General features: G+C 63.3%; 21 protein-coding genes. 15 read left to right on the top strand and 6 right to left on the bottom strand.

What is annotated here, in order from left to right; all coding sequences use genetic code 11:
* Window positions 1-8: 8 nt before the first annotated feature.
* On the top strand, window positions 9-1484 hold the full coding sequence (locus U3648_RS11560; protein WP_420859380.1) for an NAD(P)(+) transhydrogenase (Re/Si-specific) subunit beta: 1476 nt from the start codon (window positions 9-11) through the stop codon (window positions 1482-1484).
* A 256-nt stretch (window positions 1485-1740) separates the two neighbouring features.
* On the opposite strand, the gene U3648_RS11555 is transcribed toward U3648_RS11560, so the two are convergent.
* Window positions 1741-3342 (bottom strand): ABC transporter substrate-binding protein, encoded by a 1602-nt coding sequence (locus U3648_RS11555; protein WP_420859379.1) that lies wholly within the window; start codon window positions 3340-3342, stop codon window positions 1741-1743.
* Between the two features lie 224 nt (window positions 3343-3566).
* Here U3648_RS11555 and U3648_RS11550 point away from each other — a divergent pair, with 224 nt between their 5' ends.
* The 5 genes from U3648_RS11550 to U3648_RS11530 all read left to right on the top strand — a co-directional run bounded on the left by U3648_RS11550 (window position 3567) and on the right by U3648_RS11530 (window position 8739).
* On the top strand, window positions 3567-4547 hold the full coding sequence (locus U3648_RS11550) for an ABC transporter permease (RefSeq protein WP_420859378.1): 981 nt from the start codon (window positions 3567-3569) through the stop codon (window positions 4545-4547).
* On the top strand, window positions 4544-5464 hold the full coding sequence (locus U3648_RS11545) for an ABC transporter permease (protein ID WP_420859377.1): 921 nt from the start codon (window positions 4544-4546) through the stop codon (window positions 5462-5464). The genes U3648_RS11550 and U3648_RS11545 overlap by 4 nt, the downstream gene beginning before the upstream one ends.
* The gene (locus tag U3648_RS11540; RefSeq protein ID WP_420859376.1) at window positions 5454-7073 is read left to right on the top strand and encodes an ABC transporter ATP-binding protein; all 1620 of its coding nucleotides are present in this window, start codon (window positions 5454-5456) and stop codon (window positions 7071-7073) included. The genes U3648_RS11545 and U3648_RS11540 overlap by 11 nt, the downstream gene beginning before the upstream one ends.
* 83 nt (window positions 7074-7156) lie before the next feature.
* On the top strand, window positions 7157-7975 hold the full coding sequence (locus U3648_RS11535) for a sulfite exporter TauE/SafE family protein (protein WP_420859375.1): 819 nt from the start codon (window positions 7157-7159) through the stop codon (window positions 7973-7975).
* Complete coding sequence (locus U3648_RS11530) at window positions 7975-8739, top strand: hypothetical protein (protein ID WP_420859374.1); 765 nt, start codon at window positions 7975-7977, stop codon at window positions 8737-8739. Before U3648_RS11535 ends, U3648_RS11530 begins: the two co-directional genes overlap by 1 nt.
* 214 nt (window positions 8740-8953) lie before the next feature.
* On the opposite strand, the gene U3648_RS11525 is transcribed toward U3648_RS11530, so the two are convergent.
* The 3 genes from U3648_RS11525 to ccmI are packed head-to-tail and all read right to left on the bottom strand — an operon-like array spanning window position 8954 to window position 10894.
* Complete coding sequence (locus U3648_RS11525) at window positions 8954-9187, bottom strand: DUF1289 domain-containing protein (protein ID WP_420859398.1); 234 nt, start codon at window positions 9185-9187, stop codon at window positions 8954-8956.
* 19 nt (window positions 9188-9206) lie between these two features.
* Window positions 9207-9677: a Holliday junction resolvase RuvX gene (ruvX, locus tag U3648_RS11520; protein ID WP_420859373.1), complete on the bottom strand. Its 471-nt coding sequence runs from the start codon at window positions 9675-9677 to the stop codon at window positions 9207-9209.
* Window positions 9674-10894, bottom strand: coding sequence for a c-type cytochrome biogenesis protein CcmI (ccmI, locus tag U3648_RS11515; protein ID WP_420859372.1), 1221 nt, complete (start codon window positions 10892-10894; stop codon window positions 9674-9676). Before ccmI ends, ruvX begins: the two co-directional genes overlap by 4 nt.
* Window positions 10895-11119: 225 nt before the next feature.
* Here ccmI and U3648_RS11510 point away from each other — a divergent pair, with 225 nt between their 5' ends.
* From U3648_RS11510 to U3648_RS11490, 5 genes are all read left to right on the top strand, one after another.
* On the top strand, window positions 11120-12364 hold the full coding sequence (locus U3648_RS11510) for a sarcosine oxidase subunit beta family protein (protein WP_420859371.1): 1245 nt from the start codon (window positions 11120-11122) through the stop codon (window positions 12362-12364).
* A gap of 12 nt (window positions 12365-12376) precedes the next feature.
* Entirely contained in the window at window positions 12377-12706 is a 330-nt protein-coding gene (locus tag U3648_RS11505) for a sarcosine oxidase subunit delta (RefSeq protein WP_420859370.1), read from the top strand.
* Window positions 12703-15714: a sarcosine oxidase subunit alpha family protein gene (locus tag U3648_RS11500; protein ID WP_420859369.1), complete on the top strand. Its 3012-nt coding sequence runs from the start codon at window positions 12703-12705 to the stop codon at window positions 15712-15714. The genes U3648_RS11505 and U3648_RS11500 overlap by 4 nt, the downstream gene beginning before the upstream one ends.
* Window positions 15707-16279 (top strand): sarcosine oxidase subunit gamma, encoded by a 573-nt coding sequence (locus U3648_RS11495; RefSeq protein ID WP_420859368.1) that lies wholly within the window; start codon window positions 15707-15709, stop codon window positions 16277-16279. The genes U3648_RS11500 and U3648_RS11495 overlap by 8 nt, the downstream gene beginning before the upstream one ends.
* A 150-nt stretch (window positions 16280-16429) precedes the next feature.
* Window positions 16430-17083 carry a hypothetical protein gene (locus tag U3648_RS11490; protein WP_420859367.1) on the top strand — a complete coding sequence of 218 codons (654 nt, stop codon included), beginning with the start codon at window positions 16430-16432 and terminating at the stop codon, window positions 17081-17083.
* On the opposite strand, the gene U3648_RS11485 is transcribed toward U3648_RS11490, so the two are convergent.
* Window positions 17084-18208: a glycosyltransferase 61 family protein gene (locus tag U3648_RS11485; RefSeq protein ID WP_420859366.1), complete on the bottom strand. Its 1125-nt coding sequence runs from the start codon at window positions 18206-18208 to the stop codon at window positions 17084-17086.
* A 185-nt stretch (window positions 18209-18393) separates the two neighbouring features.
* On the opposite strand from U3648_RS11485, the gene U3648_RS11480 reads away from it, so the two are divergent.
* The 3 genes from U3648_RS11480 to rarD all read left to right on the top strand — a co-directional run bounded on the left by U3648_RS11480 (window position 18394) and on the right by rarD (window position 21556).
* Window positions 18394-19752, top strand: coding sequence for a GSCFA domain-containing protein (locus U3648_RS11480; protein WP_420859365.1), 1359 nt, complete (start codon window positions 18394-18396; stop codon window positions 19750-19752).
* Between the two features lie 196 nt (window positions 19753-19948).
* Complete coding sequence (locus U3648_RS11475) at window positions 19949-20548, top strand: superoxide dismutase (protein WP_420859364.1); 600 nt, start codon at window positions 19949-19951, stop codon at window positions 20546-20548.
* 117 nt (window positions 20549-20665) lie between these two features.
* Window positions 20666-21556 (top strand): EamA family transporter RarD, encoded by an 891-nt coding sequence (gene rarD, locus U3648_RS11470; protein ID WP_420859363.1) that lies wholly within the window; start codon window positions 20666-20668, stop codon window positions 21554-21556.
* On the opposite strand, the gene U3648_RS11465 is transcribed toward rarD, so the two are convergent.
* On the bottom strand, window positions 21553-22110 hold the full coding sequence (locus tag U3648_RS11465; protein ID WP_420859362.1) for an LOG family protein: 558 nt from the start codon (window positions 22108-22110) through the stop codon (window positions 21553-21555). The two genes, rarD and U3648_RS11465, sit on opposite strands and share 4 nt — an antisense overlap.
* A gap of 55 nt (window positions 22111-22165) precedes the next feature.
* Here U3648_RS11465 and U3648_RS11460 point away from each other — a divergent pair, with 55 nt between their 5' ends.
* On the top strand, window positions 22166-23647 hold the full coding sequence (locus U3648_RS11460) for a LysM peptidoglycan-binding domain-containing protein (protein ID WP_420859361.1): 1482 nt from the start codon (window positions 22166-22168) through the stop codon (window positions 23645-23647).
* Window positions 23648-23726: the final 79 nt, after the last annotated feature.

Genomic DNA, 23726 nt, shown 5'->3' with positions numbered 1-23726 from the left:
AGGGGACAATGGAATTCGGATTCACCACGGCGGCCTATGTGGTCGCGGCTGTTCTCTTCATCCTTTCCCTCGGCGGTCTGTCGGGGCAGGAAAGTGCCAAGCGCGCGGTCTGGTATGGCATCGTCGGCATGGCGCTGGCGGTGGCGGCAACGCTGATCGGCCCCGGTTCGGGCCTGTGGCTTCTGTCGCTTCTGCTGATCGCGGGTGGCGGGATCATCGGCTATCAGGTGGCGCAGCGCGTCCAGATGACCGAGATGCCGCAACTGGTCGCGGCGATGCACAGCCTTGTGGGCCTTGCGGCCGTTTTCGTCGGCTTCAACGCTCATTTCGAGATCGGCCGCGTGGCCGAGATCATGGCGAACGTGCCCACCACCCTGACCGCAACCGGGGTCGAGGCATGGCTGCACGATCAGGGGCTTGGCACCTTCGGGTCGCTGATTTCCCACAAGTCGGCGGTCGAGATCAACATCCTGCGGGTCGAACTGTTCCTTGGGATCTTCATCGGGGCCGTGACTTTCACCGGGTCGGTGATCGCCTATGGTAAACTGGCGGGCAAGGTCAGCTCCAAGGCGGAAAAACTGCCGGGGGGCCACGCGCTCAATGCCGGGGCGGCGATCCTCTCGGCCATCTGCCTGATCTGGTACTTCAACACCGGGGGCTTCCTGCCGCTGGCGCTGATGACGCTGGCCGCGCTGTTCATCGGCTATCACCTGATCATGGGGATCGGCGGGGCCGATATGCCCGTCGTCGTGTCGATGCTGAACAGCTATTCCGGCTGGGCGGCGGCGGCGATCGGCTTCTCGCTGGGCAACGACCTGCTGATCGTGGTGGGCGCGCTAGTGGGCTCGTCCGGTGCGATCCTGTCCTACATCATGTGCAAGGCCATGAACCGGTCCTTCGTCAGCGTGATCCTGGGCGGCTTCGGCGGCACCTCTGGCCCCGCGATGGAGATCGAGGGCGAGCAGATCGCCATCGACAGCGACGGTGTCGCAACCGCGCTGGAAGAGGCGGACAACGTCATCATCATCCCCGGCTACGGTATGGCCGTGGCGCAGGCGCAGCAGTCGGTTTCCGAACTGACCAAGAGGCTGCGGGCCAAGGGCAAGAACGTCCGCTTTGCGATCCACCCGGTGGCGGGGCGTCTGCCCGGCCACATGAATGTGCTTCTGGCCGAGGCGAAGGTTCCTTACGACATCGTTCTGGAAATGGACGAGATCAATGAGGACTTCCCGGACACCGACGTGGTTATCGTGATCGGGTCGAACGACATCGTGAACCCCGCCGCGCAGGAAGACCCCAACAGCCCCATCGCCGGGATGCCGGTACTGGAATGCTGGAAGGCCAAGCAGGTCTTCGTGTCCAAGCGGGGGCAGGGGACCGGCTATTCGGGGATCGAGAACCCGCTGTTCTACAAGGACAACACGCGGATGTTCTACGGCGACGCCAAGAAGTCGCTGGACGAGCTGCTGACCAAGATCAGCTAGACGGACCGCGATTTGCACATCCTGACCCCGCGCGGAGCGATCCGCGCGGGGTTATTTCTTGACACGTCAAAGACAATCTAGTTTCCGGTCAATCGCCAGATTGGCTACGCGCCGTCCGCCCCCATGGGCGGCGCGTTCCGCGCCACCCGCGGACGGCTTGGCACAATGCGGATAGGTCTTGGAAATCTCAGTCTCCGCAAAAGAAAAGGGCGCGGTCCGCACCGCGCCCTTTCCCGTTTCAGATGTCCGGCTGGACTTAGGCGAACCACCAGCGCTGGGTCAGCTTGTAGCCGTCCAGTTCCCAGTTGGCCGCCACGTCGTCGTTGTGCGCCAGAATGTTGGAGTGACCCATGATGTAGTTGGCGAACATCGGGACAATCGCGCCGCCGTCGTCGTTGATCAGCGACTGCGCCTCGAAATACATGTCGGCGCGCTTGGCGTTGTCGAGTTCGGCGCGGGCCTGGCCCACGACCTCGTTGAAGCGGACCGCGGCGTCCGAGGTGCGCCAGTCGGTGTCGTTCCATTCGGTGTCCGCGGTATAGGCCGAGGAATACATCCAGTCCTGGGTCGGGCGACCGCCCCAGTAGCAGGTGCACCAGCCCTTCTTGTTCCAGACGTTCGACCAGTAGCCGTCCGACGGTTCGCGGACCACTTCGATCTCGATCCCGGCCTCAGCCGCCGAGGCGGCGACCAGCTGGGCGGCGTCAACCGCACCGGCAAAGGCTGCGTCCGAGGTGGACAGCTGGATCGGGCCGGAATGGCCGGACTTTTCGTAGTGGAACCGGGCCTTGTCGGCGTCGAATTCCCGCTGCTCCAGACCGGCGGCATGGAACGGAACCGAGGGCGAAATCGGGTGGTCGTTGCCGATCACGCCGTGGCCCAGAAGGATCTTGTCCACCAGTTCCTGACGCTTGATCGAGTATTTCAGCGCCATCCGCAGGTCGTAGTTGTCGAAGGGGGCCGAGGTGACCCGCATCGGCATGGTGTAGTGCAGGAACCCGGTCTTTTCGAGGATCGTGACGTTCGGCGCACGGCCCAACAGACCAGCGGTCTTCGGGTCAACACGGTCGATGAAATGGACGGTCCCGTTCATCAGGGCGTTCTGACGCGCGGTCGGGTCGATGATCGACAGAACCTCGACCGTGTCGAACCATGCGGCATCCGACTTGTGGTAGTTTTCGTTCCGGCGGCCAAAGCAGCGCACGCCCGGTTCGAAGGCTTCCAGCACATAGGGCCCGGTGCCGATCCCGGCGTTCGGGTCGACGCTGCCACCTTCGGACGGCATGATCAGCAGGTGATAGTCCGACATCAGGAACGGGAAGTCGGCGTTGCCGGTGTTCAGCTGGAACACGATTGTGTTGCCATCGGCGCTGATGTTGTCGACCGTCGCGAACAGGCCCTTGGCGGCGGACTTGGAGTCTTCGCCACGGTGGAAGTTCAACGAGGCAATCACATCGTCGGGGGTCATGGTCTTGCCGTTGTGGAAGGTCACGCCCTCGCGCAGCGGCATCCGCCAGGTCATTGCGTCGGGCGAAGCTTCCCAGCCGGTGACAAGATCGCCGACCAGTTCGCCGTTCGGCGCGACCTCGGTCAGGCTGTTGCCCCACATGTAGCCGACGTTGGTCGAGAACCCGTTTTCATAGGTGCCCGGATCAAGGCTGTCCGTGGTGGAGCCGTGGCCAAGGCCGATCTTCAGATCGCCACCGCGCTTGGCGGACTGGGCCATCGCGCCGTCGGCCAGCGTCATGGCGGTCGGCAAGACGATCCCCGCCGTCATTGCCGAATTGATAAAGTCGCGACGCGACAAACGGCCAGCCCGCAGAAGTGCACGCTGCCGGTCAATGAAGTTTTCTTTCATTATAGTCTCCCTGTTTTGGTTCCCCCCGCCCGGTCCGGACAGGGGAACTCATGGCAAAGCCTATGCGCGTCTCTCACGGGCCTCAACAAAATTTTTGGGGTCATGGCGGGTAATTTTTTGTGGTCTTCCCGCGGCGACTCTGCCTATCCTACCTCAAAGTTCCGCCGGGATCGGCCATTTCGGGCAGACGGGAGACGGGACAAGGAACACAGGGAGACGGATGCATGCATCCAATCTTGACGACGATTCTCAAGCGCCTCGGCCTTGGGATACTTACGCTTCTTATCGTCTCAGTAATCATCTTTGCCTCGATCAGCATGTTGCCGGGTGACTTCGCGCAGGCGGTGCTGGGACAGGCCGCGACCGAGGAAACCGTGGCCGCCTTCCGGCGCGAGATCGGTCTCGATCAGCCGGTGGTATTGCGCTACTTCGATTGGCTCGGGTCAATGATGACCGGCGATTTCGGGACATCCTTCTCCGGCAGGGCGGCATCCGGTGTGGACCGGTCGCGCCCGGTGATCGACCTTGTGGCGCCGCGTCTGGCCAACACGCTGTTCCTTGCCAGCTTCGCCGCGATCATCTCGGTTCCGCTTGCGCTTTTCCTTGGGATCACCGCCGCGCTATGGCGCAACTCTTTCTATGACAAGACTGTCAGCGCCTCGACCCTGACGACGATTTCCTTCCCGGAATTCTTCGTCGCCTACATCCTGATCCTGCTGTTCGCGACCCTGTGGCCGGTCTTCCCAAGCCTTGCCAACGTGCAGGCGGAAACCCCCTTCTGGGATCGGGTCTATGCAACGGCCCTGCCGGCCCTGACCCTGACGCTGGTGATCGTCGCGCATATGATGCGGATGACACGGGCCGCGATCATCAACCTGTTGGCCAGCCCCTATATCGAAATGGCCCGGCTAAAGGGCGAACCGCCCGCGCGGGTGATCATGAAGCACGCGCTTCCCAACGCCTGGGCGCCGATCGCCGCCGTCATCGCCTTCAACCTTGCCTATCTGGTCGTCGGCGTCGTCGTGGTCGAGGTGGTCTTTGTCTATCCCGGCATCGGGCAGCTGATGGTCGACGCCGTCAGTTCGCGTGACATTCCCGTGGTTCAGGCCTGCGCGATGATCTTCGCAGCGACCTATGTGCTTCTGAACCTGACCGCCGACATCATCGGCATCATCACCAACCCGAGGCTCCTGCATCCGAAATGACCCAGACCAATCAATCCTATTCGGCCGCGGCCGAGGTCGGCCAGGTCAAGACCCGCCGGACCCGTGCCCAGCGTATCTGGCTGACCCTTAAGAAGGCCCCGCCGACCGCAATCGCAGGCCTGCTCATTATCGCCTTTTACATCGGTGTGGCCATCCTTGCCCCGGTGATCGCACCCTACGGCGAGGCCGACAGTTCTTTCGGGTCCTACCTTCCGTGGAGCGCCGAACATTGGTTTGGCACTGACCAGATTGGCCGCGATATCCTGACCCGCCTGATCTACGGCGCCCGCAACACCATTGGCATCGCGCTGGCGACAACGATATTGGCTTTCATCATCGGCGGCGGGCTCGGCCTGATTGCCGCGATCAACCGCAGCTATCTGGACCAGTTCATCAGCCGGGGCGTCGATGTGTTCATGGCGATCCCCTCGCTGATCTTTGCCCTGATGCTTCTGTCGATCTTCGGGTCGTCGTCCCTGTCGCTGATTATCATCATCGCGCTTCTGGACAGCACCCGCGTGTTCCGCCTGACCCGCGCGGTCGCGGTCAATGTCGCCGTCATGGACTATGTCGAGGCGGCCCGCCTGCGCGGCGAAGGTCTTGGGTGGGTCATGCGACGCGAGATTCTGCCCAACATCCTGCCGCCGCTGGTGGCCGAGTTTGGGCTGCGGTTCTGCTTTGTCTTCCTGACCATCGCCGCCTTGTCGTTCCTTGGGGTGGGTATCCAGCCGCCCACGGCCGACTGGGGCACCATGGTCCGGGAATCCGCCAACCTGATCCAGTTCGCGCAGTTTGACCTGAAGGCCGGTCTAACCCCGCTGCTTCCGGCGGCCTGTATCGCCATCCTGACCGTCGCCGTGAACTTCGTCGTCGATTGGTTCCTGCACAAGACAAGTGGTATCCGCGATGAACACTGATCCCAAAGGCACGCCGCTGCTGGAAATGCGGGACATTCGTATCGAAGGCTTTTCCGACGAGAAGTGGAACCCGATCATCAAGGGCGTGGACCTGACCCTGCACCGGGGCGAGGTTCTGGGCCTGATAGGGGAATCCGGGGCCGGGAAATCGACGCTGGGCAAGGCTGCGATGGGCTATGTCCAGCCGGGCTGCCGGATCACCGGCGGGTCGATCCTGTTTGACGGCATCGATCTTGCCAAGGCGAAAGAAAGCCAGAAGCGCAAGCTATGGGGCACCCGGATGACCTATGTCGCGCAATCCGCCGCCGCCTCTTTCAACCCGGCCCACCGGCTGATCGATCAGACCATCGGCGCGACCGTGCGCGAGGGGCTGAAATCCGACGGTGACGCGCGGAACGACGCACGCGAGCTGTTCAAGGCGCTGACGCTGCCGCACCCGGACACCATCGGTGACCGATACCCGCATCAGGTTTCTGGCGGGCAGTTGCAGCGGGTCATGACCGCCATGGCCATGTCGCCCCGGCCTGACCTGATCATCTTTGACGAACCCACAACCGCGCTGGACGTGACCACCCAGGTCGAGGTGCTGATGTCGATGCGCAAGATCGTCGAGGAATTCAACACCGCCGCCATCTACATCACCCACGACCTAGCCGTGGTGGCCCAGATGGCCGACACCATCAAGGTCCTGCGCTACGGGGAAGAGGTGGAAGAGGCCGAAACCCGTGCCATGCTGGACCATCCCCGAGAGGATTATACCAAGTCGCTCTGGTCGGTACGGTCGCTGCGCAAACCCGCGGAAAAGTCGGACGACATCGTTTTGTCCATCGACGCGGTCGATGCTGCCTACGGGAACAAGGTGCAGGTGCTGCACGATGTGAACATCCGCCTGCCACGGGGCAAGACCGTCGCCATCGTGGGCGAATCCGGGTCGGGCAAATCCACCACGGCCAAAGTGATCACCGGGCTTCTTCCACCGATGAAGGGGCAGGTGACCTTCAACGGTGATCCGCTGCCCCCGGCGCTGGCGGGGCGCAACAAGGACCAGCTGCGGCGCATCCAGATGATCTATCAAATGGCCGATACGGCCATGAACCCGCGCCAGACTGTCGGGGAAATCATCGGCCGCCCGCTGGAGTTCTACCACGGGCTAAAGGGCAAGGCGCTGGAAACCCGCGTGGTCGAACTTCTTGAACAGATCGAACTGGACGCGAGTTTTTACGACCGGCTTCCCTCCGAACTGTCCGGCGGTCAGAAACAGCGGATCTGCATCGCCCGCGCGCTGGCCGCTGACCCCGAGGTGATCATCTGCGACGAGGTCACATCGGCGCTGGACCAGATCGTGCAGGAAGGCATCTTGCGGCTTTTGATGAAGCTGCAGGAAGACAAGGGGATATCCTATCTGTTCATCACCCATGACATCGCCACGGTCGAAGCGATCAGCGACGAGATCGTCGTGATGTTTCAAGGCAAGGTGGTCGAACAGGGGATCAAGGACGACATCCTGTCGCCGCCGCACCCGGCCTATACCGAACTGCTTCTGTCCTCGGTGCCGGAAATGGACCCTGACTGGCTGACCAAGCTCTTGGAAAGCCGCGCGACGGCCTGATCCCCCACCCCTGGCGACGCGGATGGTGTCTTGCCCATTTCACCGGGGCAGGGCATCAAGTCGCAACACATGGGGGATGATGGATGCCGGATACGATGATGCTGATCCAGATGGGCGGGTTGCTCTTGGTGATCGGGGCGATTGCCGGGGTGCTGGCCGGACTTCTGGGCGTCGGCGGCGGGATCGTTCTGGTGCCAGCATTTTATTACGCCTTTGCCGGGCTGGGCTATGACGGGCCGCAGCTGATGCAGATCTGTCTGGCGACCTCGCTGGCCACGATCATCGTTACCTCGATCCGGTCGGTCATGGCACACCACAAAAAGGGCGCGGTCGATTGGGCGATCCTGCGCAGTTTCGCGCCGGGGATCGTGTTGGGCGCGATCCTTGGGATGCTGGTGGCCTCAAGCCTGCGGTCGGCGGTGCTTCAGGGGGTGTTCGGCGGCTTGGGGATCGCCATCGGTCTCTACATGGCCTTCGGCAAATCCAGCTGGCGATTGGGAAGTGAAATGCCAAAAGGGATCAAGGGGTTGGCCTTTTCTCCGGTCATCGGGTTCCTGTCGGTGCTGATGGGGATCGGGGGCGGGTCCTTCGGCGTGCCAACGATGACCCTGTTCGGCGTTCCGATCCACCGGGCCGTGGCCACGGCGGCCGGGTTCGGGGTGATCATCGCGGCCCCCTCGGTCGCCGGGTTCCTTCTGGTCGAGATCGACAATGTTCCGCCCTTTACCATCGGGGCGGTGAACGTGGCGGCCTTTGGGCTGGTGGTGGCGATGACGCTGATCACGGCCCCCATGGGAGCAACACTTGCGCACAAGACAGACGCCGGGCGGCTGAAACGGTTTTTCGGGGCCTTCCTTGTTCTGGTGGCGCTGAATATGCTGCGCAAGGCACTGGGATGGTAATGGACGCCCTGACCGAGCGGTCCTTCGCCGTCCTGCCCGCCGATCCGCGCACGGCCAAATGGGCCGAGGCAGCCCGGGAGGCGGCGCGAAAGGTCACGGCGGACCCGGAGATGCAGGCGAAGTGGCTGCGCCACGACCGAACATGGTTCGTGGGCGTTGACGCCCTGCCGACCGGACCTGATGGCGAGATCGGCAAAGTCCCCCTGCACGGTTCATGGGAAGGGATCGTGCCCACGATCCACCCGCTGCATCCGGCGCAACTCTCCGTCGTCTACCGGGGATACCCGGGCCGCGACGCGGGCGAAAGCGATGCCGCGCATCGGTTCCGGGCGCGTCGGGACGCCGCCCATCTGGACGGTCTTCTGGCCGAAGGACCGGACAAGCGGCGGCACCTGCGCGAACCACACGCCTATATCCTTGGGATCGCGCTGACGCAGGCCCGGGCCTGCCCGCTGGTCGTCTGGGAAGGCAGTCACGAGATCATCCGCGATGCTTTCATGACCGCTTTTGCCGGGCTGCCGCCTGCGATGTGGGCCGACATCGATGTGACCGAGGTCTACAAGGACGCCCGCGCCGAGGTGTTCGAGATGTGCCACCGCACCGAAGTGCCGTTGGAGCCGGGACAGGCCGTGCTGGTCCACCGGCTGGCGATCCATGGCGTCGCGCCGTGGCAGGCAGGGCAAACCATCCCCGATGAAGGCCGGATGATGGCCTATTTCCGGCCCTGCTTTCCGGACCCGCGCGACTGGCTGCGCGCATCCTGAGAAGGATGGTGGGTTAAAACCCACCTTACCCGGGGGCGCTTCGCCCCCCACCAGATAATTCATGGCCCCCAGAGGATATTTGAGACCCAAAGAAGGACTGGACGCTGAGGCCTGCCCCTTCTTTGGGTCAACAAATATCCCGGGGTGAATGGCCCGGGCACCGGGCCAGAGGGGCAGCGCCCCTGACCGTAAGGGGGGTCTTAACCCACCACCCCTAGTCGCGGTTCAGACGTGCCTGACGTCCGCCGCGCCGCTGCACCAAGAGCGGCTTGCGTGCGGGCAGTTCGGCCATAATGGTCTGGCGTTCTTCCGGGGTCATCCGGCTCCAGCGTCCGATCTCGTCGATGGACCGCAGGCAGCCGGTGCACAAACGCGCCGCCGGGTGCACAACGCAAATCTTCACGCAGGGGCTGTCGATCTCGGCCCGCTTCCAGATGTTGTCGCTCATTTCCGGTTTCGTCACCGCGCTATCCCTTCAGGAAGGCCAGCCTGTCCAGCATGCCTTGCAGGATAATACCGGCGGCCACGTGGTCGATCACCTCGGAGCGACGTTTTCTGGTCGTATCCGCCTCCAACAGTGCTCTTTCTGCCGCAACCGTAGACAGGCGTTCATCCCAGAAGGCGATCGGGATCTGGGTCAGCCGTTCAAGATTGCGGGCGAAGGCGCGGGTTGATTGGGCGCGCGGTCCTTCGGTTCCGTCCATGTTCAGGGGCAGGCCAAGGACCAGCCCCTGAATGTCGCGCTTGGCCACGATGGCCAGAAGTGCCGCCGCGTCGGCGGTGAATTTTACCCGGCGGATGGTTTCCAGCGGGGTCGACACGCTGCGCAGCCCGTCCGACACCGCCACACCGATGGTCTTGGTTCCAAGGTCGAGGCCCGCCACCGCGCCGTGACGGGGTAGGGCGGCGGCGAACTCTTCCGCGCTGGCGCAAATCACTGCGCGACCCCGGCGGCTTCGGCGGCGGCACGGATCGTGGCCACGGCCTCGGGCGATGCGGCAAAGACTTGCTGCGCCTCGGCCCAGATGGCGGCGGCCTGTTCAGTATTGCCCAGAACCCCATGCGCGTTGATCAGCCGGGCCCATTCAGCGGGCGTGCCGCCTTCGTTGGCCAGCCGGTCGGACAGCTGCGCGACCATGCCTTCGATCATCGCCTGCCGGTCCTCGTCGGTCATGTCGGCGGCATTGGCCACATCCTCGGCGCTGGGGCCGCGCTCGGGGGGCAGGGTGTAGTCGACCCCGGCCAGCCAGGCGGTTCGTTCAATCTGTTGGCGGGCCTGGAACACGTGATAGGTGTCGGCGTCGCCTTCCTCGATCACCCCGCGCCACAGGCGAAACGCGATGTCCGGCCGGTCGGTCCGGTCATAGAGCAGCCCAAGATAGTAACGGGCGGGGATGTTGCGGTCGTCTAAGTCAAGGATCAGCCGGATCAGATCCTCGGCCTCGGGCGAGACATGATCCGCGGTGGCCCCGACCATGAGGTCAAGAAGGGTGGTGTAGTCCTCGACCCCGGCCTCGTCCCCCTTGATCCGGACGACCTGTTCCTGCGCCCGCGCGGCGGCGGCGAACTGGCCCAGGGCCGCTTCGTGCTGAACCAGCAAGAGCCAGCCTTGCAGATCGTCGGGCCGGGTCGGGACGATGTCGCGCAGCTGGTTGACGATGGCAAGGTAATCCTCATCCGCATCGACTTGCGGCATCAGTGGCAGGGCGGCCTCTTCCAGCGCGGCCTGAGAGGGGCGGCTTTCCCGCATCTCGGCGCTAGCGGCGACGCGGGCGGCGTGGGGCACGTCCACCGTGCCGGGCGCGCCCAGCCACCGGTAAAGACCGAGTGTCCCGCCCACGACCAGAATAACGACAGCAAACGCCATCGCCTTGCTGCTGCGGGCAGGGGCATCGGCCCCTCCAGAGCGGGCCATGCTGTCCGCTGCCAGCAATCGGCGCGAGATTTCGGTCCGGGTCCGTTCGGCCTCGGCCTCGTCCAGCACGCCCCGGGCAAGGTCGCGGTCCACCTCGGCCAGCTGATCGCGGTATATGGCCATGTCCTTGGCCACCGGGTCGTCCTCTGCCTCCTTGCCATCGGCGCCGCGCAGCATCGGCAGGACCAGCAACAGCACGGTCAGCAGGGTCAGGAGGATCGCGAGTATCCAGAACAGCATGGGCCACCTTTTTCGGTCGTTCCGCCCCTACCTAAGCCGCCTGCGCCCCTTGGAAAAGGCCCAAAGGCGGCCCTGCGTCCCCCTGACCCAATCGTGACTGAGCGCCGACAGGGGCAAATGTCGCATAACGGGGTGTTTTCGCCGCTGGGAATCGACAGATGCGACGCCCACGCGCCGATAAGGGCCAGACTGACCCCCTGAATGTCTGGAAGGGATTCGCCAAGGATGAAACGTTATTCCGTCTTTGCAGTCGCCCGCGAGGCGCTGCGCTATCACACCGGCTGGGAACGCGCCTGGCGCAGCCCGGAACCGAAGAAGAAATACGATGTGATCATCGTCGGCGCAGGCGGCCACGGGCTCGCCACGGCCTATTACCTTGGCAAGAACTTCGGGATCACCAATGTGGCGATCCTTGAAAAGGGCTGGTTGGGCGGCGGCAACACCGGCCGGAACACCACCATCATCCGGTCGAACTACCTTCAGGACCCGTCGGCGGCGATCTACGAAAAGGCCCGCAGCCTGTATGAGACCATGTCGCAGGACCTGAACTACAACGTCATGTTCAGCCCGCGCGGCGTGATGATGCTGGCCCAGACCCAGCATGAAATCCGCGGCTACCAGCGCACCGCGCACGCCAACAGCCTGCAGGGCGTAAAGACCGAGTTCATCAGCCCGCAGCGGGTCAAGGAACTGGTGCCGATCATCAACATCGACGGCCCCCGCTACCCGGTTCTGGGCGCGCTGTGGCAGGCTCGTGGCGGCACCGCCCGTCACGACGCCGTGGCCTGGGGCTATGCCCGCGCCTGTTCCGACATGGGCATGGACGTGATCCAGAAATGCGAAGTCACCGGGATCCGCACCGAAGGCGGCAAGGTCAAGGGTGTGGACACCAACCGCGGGCCCATCGACTGTGACAAGCTGGGCGGGATCGTTGCCGGCAATACCTCGGTCCTGACCGAGATGGCAGGCTTCCGCGTGCCGATCGAAAGCGTGGCCCTGCAGGCGCTTGTGTCCGAGCCGATCAAGCCCTGCATGGATGTGGTCGTCATGGCCAACACCGTGCACGGCTATATGTCCCAGTCCGACAAGGGCGAAATGGTCATCGGCGGCGGCACCGACGGGTTCAACAACTACACCCAGCGCGGATCGTTCCACCATATCGAGGAAACCGTCCGCGCCCTGAACGAAACCTTCCCGATCATTTCCCGGCTCAAGATGCTGCGGCAATGGGGCGGGATCGTGGACGTGACCGGCGACCGCTCGCCCATCCTGTCGAAAACCCCGGTTGAGGGCATGTTCATCAACGCGGGCTGGGGCACCGGCGGGTTCAAGGCCATTCCGGGGTCCGGCTGGGCCATGGCGGAACTGATGGCCAAGGGCCATTCGCCGCTGACCGAGGAATTCAGCATGTGGCGTTTCGGTGAAGGCAAATTCATCGACGAAAGCGTCGCCGCTGGCGTCGCCCACTAAGGAGGCAGGACAATGCTTATTCTCGAATGCCCCTGCTGTGGGGTGAAAAGCGAAGAGACCGAATTCCACGCGGGCGGAGAGGCGCATCTGAAGCGCTTCGGCCCCGGGTCCACGGATGCCGAGTTTGAAGGCTATCTGTTCATGCGCGAAAACAAGCGCGGCGTGCATTTCGAACGCTGGCGGCATGTGAACGGCTGCGGCAAGTGGTTCCTTGCGGCCCGCGACACCAACACGCTGGAATTCTTTGGCTGCTACCCTGCGCAAACGCACGAGCCGCCCCAGGACATCAAGGACAAGATCAGCGCCAAACACCCTGGCTGGTCGTGGAGGGAGTTTCAATGAGCACCCGGCTTTCCAACGGCGGCCGCCTTGTGAACAAGGCCAAGCCCGTCGAGTTTCAGTTCAACGGCAAGCGCATGAAGGGCTACGAGGGCGACACGCTCGCCTCGGCGCTTCTGGCCAACGACCAGATGCTGGTCGGCCGGTCGTTCAAATATCACCGCCCGCGCGGGATCGTCGCTTCGGGCGGCGAGGAGCCGAACGCGCTGGTGAACCTTGGGCAGGGCGGCAAGTTCGAACCGAACCAGCGCGTCACCACGACCGAGCTGTTCGACGGGCTCTACGCCACCTCGCAGAACCACTGGCCGAGCCTCGAGTTCGACGTGGGCGCGATCAACACTCATTTCTCGCGCTTCCTGCCGGCTGGCTTCTATTACAAGATGTTCATGTTCCCGCGTCCGTTCTGGAAGCACGTCTATGAACCCTTCATCCGGCAGTCTGCCGGTCTGGGGAAGGCGCCGAAAGAACGCGATGCCGATACTTACGAACATTTCTACCACTTCACCGATGTTCTGGTGATCGGTGGCGGGATTGCAGGCCTTGCCGCCGCGCTGGAAGCGGCGCAGTCGGGCCTGAAGGTCACGATCTTTGAACAGTCCCATCACTGGGGTGGCCGCGCAGTTGTGGACGGGGCCGAGATCGACGGGAAATCGGCCGAAGACTGGGTGAAAGACGCAGTCCAAACCCTTGAAGGCATGGACAATGTCACAATCCGCACCCGCACCATGGGCGCCGGGGTCTATGACCACGGCTATGTGCTGGGTTACGAACGGCTGACCGATCATTGCCCGGATCAGGACGGTCCGCGTCACCGCCTGTGGCGCATTCGCGCGACCCAGATCATCACCGCGACCGGCGCGATTGAACGGCCCCTGTCCTTTGCCGGTAACGACATTCCCGGCGTGATGCTGGCCGCCGCCGTGCGCGACTATGTGGTGAACTGGGGCGTCTCCATCGGCGACCGCACTGTGGTTGTCACCAACAACGACGATGCCTATCGCACCGCGATTGCGCTGGTCGACGCGGGCCTTTCGGTGCCTGCCATCATCGACGCCCGTACCGACGGGGCCGGACCGCTGGCCGATGCGGCCCGCGCCAAGGGCATCCGCGTCGAGATGGGCAAGGGGATCGCCAAGGTGAAGGGCGGCAAGCGCGTCGAAGGCGTGGCGATCTGCCTGCAAGCCGGCGAAGGTGCGGTGATCGAAGAGATCAAATGCGATGCGGTTGCCATGTCCGGTGGCTGGTCCCCCGTGGTGCACCTGTGGTCACATTGCGGCGGCAAGCTGATCTGGGACGAGGCGCAGGCGATGTTCCGCCCCGATCCGTCCCGTGCCCCGACCGGTGACAAGGGCCAGCCCTTCGTCGCAGCAGCCGGCACCGCCAATGGCAACCTGCGCACCGCTGCCGTGCTGGAGGATGCCGTGGCGCAGGCCAAGGCCGCGGTCAAGGCTGCGGGCGGTAAGCCCAAGGCAGGCAAGGCCCCGGCCGGGTCCGACGCCGAGGAAGGCGCGATTTCCCCGGTCTGGCTGATGCCGCAGGGCGCACCGATCCAGTTGCGGATGAAGTCCTGGCTGGATTTCCAGAACGACGTGAAAGTCTCGGACGTGCAGCTTGCGGCCCGCGAAGGGTTCGAAAGCGTCGAACATGCCAAGCGCTATACCACGTTGGGCATGGCGACAGATCAGGGTAAGCTGAGCAATATCAACGGCTTGGCGATCCTGTCTGATGCGCTGGATCAGGCGATCCCGCAGACCGGCACCACCACCTTCCGCCCGCCCTATACGCCCATTTCCATGGGGTCCATCGGCGGCGAGGCCCGCGACGAGCTGTTCCAGCCGATCCGCAAGATGCCGATGCATGGCTGGCACGAGGCCAACGGCGCCGACTTTGAACCGGTCGGTCATTGGCGCCGCCCCTATGCCTTTGTCCGGTCGGGCGAAAGCGTGCATGACGCGGTGATGCGCGAGGTGAAGAACACGCGGGCCAACCTTGGCCTGCTCGACGCCTCGACCCTTGGCAAGCTGATCGTCAAAGGGCCGGACGCGGGCAAGTTCCTCGACATGATGTACACCAACATGATGTCGACGCTGAAGCCGGGCAAATGCCGCTACGGGCTGATGTGCAACGAAAACGGCTTCCTGATCGACGACGGCGTCGTTGCCCGGATCGACGAGGATACCTTCCTGTGCCACACCACCACCGGCGGGGCCGAGCGCATTCACGCGTGGATGGAAGACTGGCTTCAGTGCGAATGGTGGGACTGGCAGGTCTATGTGACCAATGCCACCGAACAGTTCGCGCAGGTCGCCGTGGTCGGCCCCAACGCCCGCAAGGTGCTGGAAAAGCTGGGCGGCATGGACGTCTCGAAAGAGTCCATCGCCTTCATGGAATGGAAAGACGGGCAGATCGGCGGGTTCACCGCGCGGGTCTACCGGATCTCCTTCTCGGGCGAGCTGTCCTATGAAATCGCCGTTCCCGCCAGCCAGGGCCGCGCGTTCTGGGATGCGCTGTTGGCGGCGGGTGAAGAGTTCGGGGTGATGCCCTATGGCACCGAATGCCTGCACATCATGCGGGCCGAAAAGGGGTTCATCATGATCGGGGACGAAACGGATGGCACTGTCATCCCGCAGGACCTGAACATGCAGTGGGCTATCTCGAAGAAGAAAGAGGACTATCTTGGCAAGCGGGCGCAGGAACGGTCCTATATGGCCAGCGCCGACCGCTGGAAACTGGTGGGGCTTGAAACCCTTGACGGGTCGGTCATTCCGGATGGGGCCTATGCCCCCGCGCCGGGCAACAACGCCAACGGGCAGCGCAACGTGCAGGGGCGGGTCACATCGACCTATTTCTCGCCGACGCTGGGCCGGGGAATTGCCATGGGGCTGGTCCACAAGGGGCCGGACCGCATGGGCGACGTGATCGAATTCACCAAGGGTGACGGCACCTTTGTCAAAGCCAAGATCGTGGATCAGGTGTTCTACGACAAGGACGGGGAGAAGCAGAATGTCTGAGGCTGTGAGTTTCCTGAACGGGGCAGAGGCCACCCACAACGGCGTCACCGTCCGCGATGCGGGCCCGGTCGGCATGGTCACCCTGCGGGGCGACCTGTCAGCGGCCAAGCTGAAAACGGCGGTCAAGAAGATCACCGGGCAGCCGGTGCCGGGGGTGCGCAAATCCACAGTCACCGGGGGCAAGGGCGCCTGCTGGATGTCGCCGGACGAACTGCTGATCGTGGTGCCTCATGCCGAGGCCGCGGCAGCGGTTGCGGAACTGGAAAGCGCGCTGGCGGGCAGCCATTTCATGGCCGTCAACCTGTCCGACGCCCGCGCTTGCATGACCCTGTCGGGCGGTGCCGCCGCCCGCGAGGTGCTGGCCAAGATCGCGCCGGTGGACCTGTCCGCCTCGGCGTTCGGTGCAGGGGACTTCCGCCGGACCCGCATGGCGCAGGTCGCCGGGGCCTTCTGGCTCGATGATGCAGAGACCTTCCACGTGGTCTGTTTCCGCTCGGTCGGGCACTATGTGTTCGGGCTGCTTGAGAACGGCGCCAAGGCCGGGCCAGTCGGCGTTCTTGCCTGAAAAGGCGTGATCCAAAGGAGCGCTCCCGCGCATTCCTGATCTGAAATCGGAAAGGCGACGCCCCTGCTCGGGCGTCGCCTTTTTCTTATGGAGTTGCGGACGGGAACACATAGAATTGCAAGAAGAACTATTTTTGGAGTTGCCGCGTTGATGATTGGTGAATTGGTCCGAGGCAAGCGCTCGGTCTCGGAAACATTTTGGTTCGGCGTTGTAGGGTTTGCTGTCGTCGTAATTGGTGTCGGTTGGTCTCTGAAGATCAGCATCCCGAAAATCTATGAACTCTATCCGGATGCCGTCGGAGATGGACTTCTGACCGTGTATTCTGTCGCCGCATCGATCGGGTTTCTAGTCGTCGGCCTATCGCTGTATCGGGCAATGTTTGATTATCGCCGACCCGGTTGGTTTGCGCCGTTCGGCGTCGCTGCGGCTTTGGCTTCGGGAATCGCCTTCGGAGCCAATAGTTTTGTTCGGGTCCTGCCCGGATTGCCCATCACCGCAGCTGAGCTTGAAAAACGGGCAGAAGTCACTGCCGCAACGGTCCCTTTCGAGATCGAACCAAGGTTGCTGCTGAGGGGATATGGCTATGAAGAGGGGCTTCTTTGGATTTCCTATTCCGGCTCTGCGGTTGAGATCAGAGAGGGGGAATTCAATGCGATTCAAGACCTTGGTTACGAGGACCTATGTCTTCGCTTTGCCGAAGAAATGCGCGGTCCGGTTTCCCGCGCAGAACTACGCTACAAATACGGTGATGCGCGCATGACGATATTCGTCACGCGCGCTGATTGCCGCCAAATCGGGCTCTAGCTATTTCCCTTCGAAGGGCCGGAAGGTCGTGTCCGCGCCCTTGCCGATCTCGTCGGCAATCTCGGTCACCTGCGCCTCTGTCAGGGCGGGCCAAGGGGTGTCACCTTCGATCAGCCCGGCCGCTTTGAACCCTTCATAAAGTTTGGCGTAATTGACCTCGCCCCAGCTGGTCCGGCTGGGCCGGTTGGCATGGCTTTCGATCCAGTTGCGCTCAAGCACGTTGAAGGCGTGGGCCTCGGCCCCTTTGAAGGCCTTGATTTGCCGGGCAAAGATCTGGTCAAGGTCGCCGTCGCGCCGGGCAATGATCCCGACCTTCTGGTCCTTGTTGCCCACCAGCGCCAGCAAGTGCAGGGGCGAACAATCCACCGCAATCACATGGGTCGCCGCCTTATAGGCTGCGATCTGTTCAAGGTGGTTGTGTTTCTGCGGGTGATAGACCTCGTAGCCTTCGGCCTGAAGCCATTCTTCCAGCAGGGTTTCGCCCAGGATCGATCCCCGGATCGGCGGCAGCGCAGACCGCGAGACATAGATCTTCTTGGCGCCTTCGGGTTCCACATCCTTGCCCGCGTAGTCATTGATGAAATCGCGGAATTCCGGCGCGCCTTCGATCATCTGGAACATGCCAAAGCCCTGCTGGGGCACATAGAGCTTTTCCACGCGGGTGGCGTCGGACAGGTTCAGAACCGGGCAGTCCACCCCAAGCGCCTTCAGGAAGGGCGCATAGACCGAGACCACATGTTCAGGCCGGTTCTGGAACTTGGGGACATAGATGACCCCGTCGATCTTGTCCTTCAATTGCCCATAGGCCCAGATGCGGCAGATACTTTCCACAAGGAAATGGCCGAAATGACCGAACAGCGGACCAAGGAACATCCATGTGCCCTTCAGCTCGGTGATCTCGCCTTCGGCGGGCATCTGCGGCGGCCGCGTGACCTGGCTTTTGCCGCGCCAGGTGATCGAATTTTCGACAAAGGTGCCATCGGCGTCTAGCACACCGGACCATTGCACAGACCTGTTCAGCCCGTCCTTGGGGGGCGGCACCACGATTGCGTTTTCATGAAAACTGATCTTATCCGCAATCGAACCGGACAGGTCCGGCACGGCGTATTCTGCACCATCGGTCATTCTTACTGCGCCTCGTACACATGTTGTTGAGATTTCCTAGCTCATATCCCACCCCATGTAAAACCTAACCAGCCTTGGAAATAAGGTCATTTCGGGGCGTGGTATTGAACTGGGGATGGGGTGCGACTAACATCGCCCGCAAGCCCCGGCGATCAGGATCGGGGCATGGAAAGGGCAGGCAACCGATGGCACGGCGCGGCAATATCGAACAGATGAGCGCGGCAAAGGCGATGGAGCGGGCACGGTCCAACGGGCTGCGCAAGTATCCCGCTCCGGACAAGGATGGGGATCGGCTCTATCCGCTGGCCTCGCCGAATTGTTCGCCCTCTTTCAAGATCGGCCCCGAGGATACGATTTTCGCCATCGGCTCGTGCTTTGCCCGCAACGTTGAAAAGTCGCTGGAGGCGGCGGGGAAACGGGTGCTCAGCCGGGAATTCGAACTGGGCGCGATTGGCGAAAGCCTTGGGGACGCTGCGAATTTCTTCAATAAATATTCGATCCATTCGGTCACGAATGAAATCCGCTGGGCGCTGGAGCGGGACAGCTTTCCGGGCGAAGACCTGATCTATCCGCTGGGCAAGGGACGCTATTGCGACAGCCAGTTGGGCATGGCCAAGCTGGATTTCCCGATGGACGATATTCTGGCCTTCCGGCACCGCTATCTGGATGCGATGGCGCAGGCGGCGACGGCGGATGTGCTGATCCTGACGCTGGGTTATGTGGAAACATGGTATGACACGAAGCTGGGCCTCTATCTGAACGTGTCGCCCCCCGGGCCGCTGATCAAGGCAGAGCCGGAGCGGTTCGAATTCCGGGTGCTGTCCTATCAGGATGTTCTGGACGGGCTGGAAGAACTTTACGCGCTTTTGCAGAAACACCGGACAAAGCCGCTTAAGATGCTGGTCACCGTGTCGCCGGTGCCGCTGCTGGCGACCTTCCGGGACATGGATGTGCTGGTGGCCAATGCCTATTCGAAATCGGTGCAGCGCGCGGCGCTGGACGAGTTCCTGATCGGCAAGGAGGGGGTGGACTACTTCCCCTCCTATGAATTCGTGACCCTTTCGAACCCGACTGTCGCATGGTCGCGCGGGGATTACCGCCACGTGTCACCCGATGTGGTCAACCGGATCATGTCGAACGTGTTGACCAACTACGTCGAGGGCACGGTGGCCGATGCGGGTGATACCCCGACCGAGACCATGACCCCCGAGGCGCTGATGTCCTGGGTGCGGATGATGCAGAAGCTGGAAGACTACGAGGCCATCGTGGACCTGCTGGCCAAGAACCGGGATCTGGCGGACGGGGATGTGGATGTTCTCTTGTTCGAATCCGCGGCGTTGCGCCGGTTGGAACGGATCGAAGACGCCTTCGAAGCGCTGGTCAAGGCCGTGAACCTTGCGCCGGGGCGTCCGATGCCACTGGAACGGCTGATCATGCTGTGCCGCCCGCTGCGCCGCCCGGATGATGCGCGCAAACTGATGGATGTGCACGCCGCGAAATTCCCCAACCGGGATACCTTCCGCGACCGGGTGGACTGGCTCTAGCCGGGGGTGGGTCAAGACCCACCTTACGGGTCGGATTGCGTGGGGTTTGGCGCATGAGGCCATGGCGCAAGGTGGGTTCAAACCCACCTTACCGCGCCGATTCCTCTGGCCCTTGCCTTGACCTTTGCCCCTCATGCGCTCTTTATGGCCGAGGATTAGACTCACGCGAAACGCTGCAAAAACAAGGGGGCCCGACATGGCTTTTGAACTTCCCGACCTTCCCTATGCCCACGACGCGCTTGCCGCCAAGGGGATGTCCGCCGAGACGCTCGAATACCACCACGACCTGCACCACAAGGCCTATGTCGACAACGGCAACAAGCTGATCGCGGGCACCGAGTGGGAGGGCAAGTCCCTCGAAGAGATCATCGTCGGGACCTACAACGCTTCGGCTGTGGCCCAGAACGGGATCTTCAACAACATCAGCCAGCTTTGGAACCACAACCAGTTCTGGGAAATGATGGGGCCGGGGTCGTCGGCGATGCCGGGCGAACTGGAAAAGGCGCTGGTCGAAAGCTTCGGCTCGGTCGATGAATTCAAGTCGCAGTTCAGCGCCGCTGGCGCCGGTCAGTTCGGCTCGGGCTGGGCCTGGCTGGTCAAGAACGCCGACGGGTCGCTGGCCGTGACCAAGACCGAAAACGGCGTGAACCCGCTCTGCTTTGGGCAGACCGCGCTTCTGGGCTGCGATGTGTGGGAACATTCCTACTACATCGACTTCCGCAACAAGCGCCCGGCCTATCTGACCAACTTCCTCGACAACCTCGTGAACTGGGAAAACGTCGCCAGCCGGATGTGATCCGCGCCACGGAAGATACAGGAAAGGCCCGGACCGCTGGTTCGGGCCTTTTTCATGCCGACTTGCCAATCCTTGTGACCCATGCGCAGATGCGGCCGAACGAGGCGAGGGGCTGGGATGAGTGACGCGATGAAAGGCGTTCTGGCGATGGTGCTGGCCTGCACCATCTGGGGCCTGTCGCCGCTCTATTACGCCATGCTCAAACACATCCCCCCGCTCGAGGTGCTGTCCTACCGCTCGCTTTGGTCGCTGGTGTTCTTCGCGGGTGTGTTGATCGTACAGGGGCGGTTCGGGCTGGTATTCGGGGCGCTCAATTCTCTACGCCGCTACGGGTTGATCCTTGCGGCGGCCCTGCTGATTTCCGGCAACTGGTTCGGCTTCATCTTCGCGATTTCCTTCGGCCATGCGGTCGAGGCATCGCTGGGCTATTACATCTTTCCGCTGGTCGCCGTCCTTCTGGGCCGGGTGCTGTTTCAGGAACGGCTGGGTCCGGCGCAATGGGTGGCGGTGGCATTGGCAACGGCGGCGGTGATGGTCTTGACGCTAGGGCTGGGGGTGCCGCCGTGGATCGCGCTGTGGCTGGCGGGCACCTTCGGCGGCTATGGGGTGTTGAAGAAACGGCTTGAATTGGGCCCGGTGGTGTCGGTCACAGCAGAGGTGCTGGTGCTCGCGCCGCTGGCCCTGATGTGGATCGCGCTGATGGGAACCGGGGCAGGGGGCGGAAACCCCTTGGGGACCCATATCCTGTTGATGTTCTCGGGGCTATTGACCGGTACGCCGCTGATCCTGTTCGCCTATGCTGCGCGGCGGTTGCGGCTGTCGACCGTGGGGCTGCTGCAATACCTGAACCCGACGCTGCAATTCCTCTGCGCCACATTGGTCTTCATGGAACCCTTCACAATCTGGCACGGGATAGCCTTCCCGCTGATCTGGGTCGGTCTGGCGATATACTCGGTCTCTTCGGTCCGGCAGGACCGGGCCGCGCGCAGGGCGGTCGTCGCGGGCTAGGCCGCGTCGGCCAACCCGGCCTCCAGCGCCTCGACCGTGTCCACCACCCGGTAGAAATCGCGCAGCGATGCGCCCGCGAAGCCTTCGGCGATGGTGTGGTCGATCAGCGCCAGCAGCGGTCCCCAGTAGCCATCGGTGTTCAGCAGGAAGATCGGTTTGCGGTGCAGCCCGATCTGCGCCCAGGTCAGCACCTCGAAGAACTCGTCAAGGCTGCCCGCGCCACCGGGCAGGACGACCACCGCATCGGCGTTCATGAACATGATCTTCTTGCGCTCGTGCATCGTCTCGGTGATGACAAAGCTGTCCAGATCGCGTTTGCCCACTTCCCAGTCCAAAAGGTGGGTGGGGATTGCGCCAAAGGTCCGGCCCCCGGCCTCTTGCGTGGATTTGGCGACCAGCCCCATCAGCCCGACGTCGCCCGCCCCATAGACAAGCCGCCAGCCACGCCGGGCCAGCATCGCGCCCGTGTCGCGGGCTGCCTGCGCATAGGCCGGACGCGCCCCGGCCCGCGACCCGCAATAGACGCAGACGGAAATTTGGGCGGATGCGGTCATATGCTGTCCTTTCGGATGGGTTTCATAGGCTTTGACCGCTCATACCCCCGTTGCTATGGTCGCTCAACCTCTGCCGGGAATGCTGGTTTCGGGCGGGGTGGACATGGGGGAAGGGACAGGCGTGAAAAGCGTTTTCGGATCAAGCACGGCGGGCCTTGCCGCGGGCGGCGTGGCGGCGGTCGTGGCCATCATTGCGGGCTATCTTGTCTTTGGGTCATCCCCCGCCGAACAACCTGACCCGGCGACCGCCCCCGCGACCATTGCCGCGACCCCGGATGGCGAAGAGGCCGGGACTGCCCCCGCCAGCGATCTTGCCCCGGCGGCAGAGGCCGGCACCGGCCCCACGCCCACGCCTTCGGCCCCCGATGACGCGCCGGACGCCGACCTGACCGAAAGCGCCACGACCCCCACGGCTGAAACCGCGGTGGCAGAGGCCCCCGCTGCGTCGGAACCGGACGCCCCGGCCGTGTCGGCCCCCCGGTTCGACAACATGCGCATTGAATCCGATGGGTTGGGCACCGTGGCCGGGCGCGCCGATCCGGGCATGGTGGTCGATATCCTTATCGACGGCACATCGGTGGACCGTGTGACAGCGGATGCCAACGGGGCCTTCATGGCCTTCCTGTCCCTGCCAGCCTCGGACCAGCCCCGCGTTCTTGCCCTTCTGGCAGACCCGGACGGGGCGGCGGTCCTGTCAGCGGATGAACGATTGATCAGCCCGACATCGGCCCCCGCTGCGCTTGCCGCAGCCGACCCCGCGCCTGAGGCCCCCTCGAACGGGACGACAGAGGCGCCGGCCACGACCGCTGAAGACACGGAAGCGGACCCCGCAACCGAACCAACCGCCGAAGCGCCCGTATCTGCGGCACCCGCGCCGGAAACACCGCAGGCCGAGGCCCCGGTAACCGCGCAGGCCGACACCGGGGGTGAGGTCACATCTGACACCGGCGAACCTGCGGCACCGTCCGCGCCCGCGGTCCTCAGCCTCAGCGACGAGGGGGTGGAGGTGATCCAGCCCGCCACCTCAGACACCTCGCCCGAAGTCATGTCCTCGGTCGCGCTGGACAGCATCACCTATGACCCGGCGGGCGAGGTCCTTCTGGCGGGACGCGGCAGCAGCGATGGGTTCGTACGCATCTATCTGGATAACCAGCCGATCACCACGTCGCGGATCGGCGACGGCGGCAATTGGCGCACCGACCTGCCCGAGGTGGACACCGGCGTCTATACCCTGCGTGTGGACGAAGTGGACGCCGAGGGCGCGGTGATCAGCCGGATCGAAACCCCGTTCAAGCGGGAAGAGCCCGAGGCCATCGCCGAGGTCATGGCCGAGGATCAGGCAACGCTGGACGAACGTGGCATCGCGGTCAGGACGGTGCAGCCGGGCAATACCCTTTGGGCCATCGCCCGCGACCGCTATGGCGATGGGGTGATGTACACCTATGTCTTCGAGGCGAACCGGGATAGAATTCGCAACCCCGACCTGATCTATCCGGGGCAGATTTTCGTTCTGCCAGAGGTCGACGAGGGACAATAAATCCGCCGCTGCTCTGGTCTTTGGGCGCCAGCGATCCTAGGTAAGGGGGCCATCCAGACCGGAGCCCCCGCATGACCGA

The sequence above is a fragment of the Marivivens marinus genome, from assembly GCF_035969385.1.
Classification (GTDB): Bacteria; Pseudomonadota; Alphaproteobacteria; order Rhodobacterales; family Rhodobacteraceae; genus SELP01.
The sequence above is the reverse complement of the archived record's forward strand: the minus strand, read 5'-3'. Positions and strand labels throughout refer to the sequence as shown.

Coding starts and splice junctions, on each gene's coding strand:
- U3648_RS11530 (WP_420859374.1), top strand. CDS start 7,975: ATGGACGCCCTGACCGAGCGGTCCTTCGCCGTCCTGCCCGCCGATCCG.
- U3648_RS11485 (WP_420859366.1), bottom strand. CDS start 18,208: ATGACCGATGGTGCAGAATACGCCGTGCCGGACCTGTCCGGTTCGATT.
- U3648_RS11550 (WP_420859378.1), top strand. CDS start 3,567: ATGCATCCAATCTTGACGACGATTCTCAAGCGCCTCGGCCTTGGGATA.
- U3648_RS11460 (WP_420859361.1), top strand. CDS start 22,166: ATGGTCGCTCAACCTCTGCCGGGAATGCTGGTTTCGGGCGGGGTGGAC.
- rarD (WP_420859363.1), top strand. CDS start 20,666: ATGAGTGACGCGATGAAAGGCGTTCTGGCGATGGTGCTGGCCTGCACC.
- U3648_RS11525 (WP_420859398.1), bottom strand. CDS start 9,187: ATGAGCGACAACATCTGGAAGCGGGCCGAGATCGACAGCCCCTGCGTG.
- U3648_RS11500 (WP_420859369.1), top strand. CDS start 12,703: ATGAGCACCCGGCTTTCCAACGGCGGCCGCCTTGTGAACAAGGCCAAG.
- U3648_RS11505 (WP_420859370.1), top strand. CDS start 12,377: ATGCTTATTCTCGAATGCCCCTGCTGTGGGGTGAAAAGCGAAGAGACC.
- U3648_RS11480 (WP_420859365.1), top strand. CDS start 18,394: ATGGCACGGCGCGGCAATATCGAACAGATGAGCGCGGCAAAGGCGATG.
- U3648_RS11510 (WP_420859371.1), top strand. CDS start 11,120: ATGAAACGTTATTCCGTCTTTGCAGTCGCCCGCGAGGCGCTGCGCTAT.
- U3648_RS11535 (WP_420859375.1), top strand. CDS start 7,157: ATGCCGGATACGATGATGCTGATCCAGATGGGCGGGTTGCTCTTGGTG.
- U3648_RS11560 (WP_420859380.1), top strand. CDS start 9: ATGGAATTCGGATTCACCACGGCGGCCTATGTGGTCGCGGCTGTTCTC.
- U3648_RS11545 (WP_420859377.1), top strand. CDS start 4,544: ATGACCCAGACCAATCAATCCTATTCGGCCGCGGCCGAGGTCGGCCAG.
- ccmI (WP_420859372.1), bottom strand. CDS start 10,894: ATGCTGTTCTGGATACTCGCGATCCTCCTGACCCTGCTGACCGTGCTG.
- U3648_RS11465 (WP_420859362.1), bottom strand. CDS start 22,110: ATGACCGCATCCGCCCAAATTTCCGTCTGCGTCTATTGCGGGTCGCGG.
- U3648_RS11495 (WP_420859368.1), top strand. CDS start 15,707: ATGTCTGAGGCTGTGAGTTTCCTGAACGGGGCAGAGGCCACCCACAAC.
- U3648_RS11490 (WP_420859367.1), top strand. CDS start 16,430: ATGATTGGTGAATTGGTCCGAGGCAAGCGCTCGGTCTCGGAAACATTT.
- U3648_RS11555 (WP_420859379.1), bottom strand. CDS start 3,342: ATGAAAGAAAACTTCATTGACCGGCAGCGTGCACTTCTGCGGGCTGGC.
- U3648_RS11475 (WP_420859364.1), top strand. CDS start 19,949: ATGGCTTTTGAACTTCCCGACCTTCCCTATGCCCACGACGCGCTTGCC.
- U3648_RS11540 (WP_420859376.1), top strand. CDS start 5,454: ATGAACACTGATCCCAAAGGCACGCCGCTGCTGGAAATGCGGGACATT.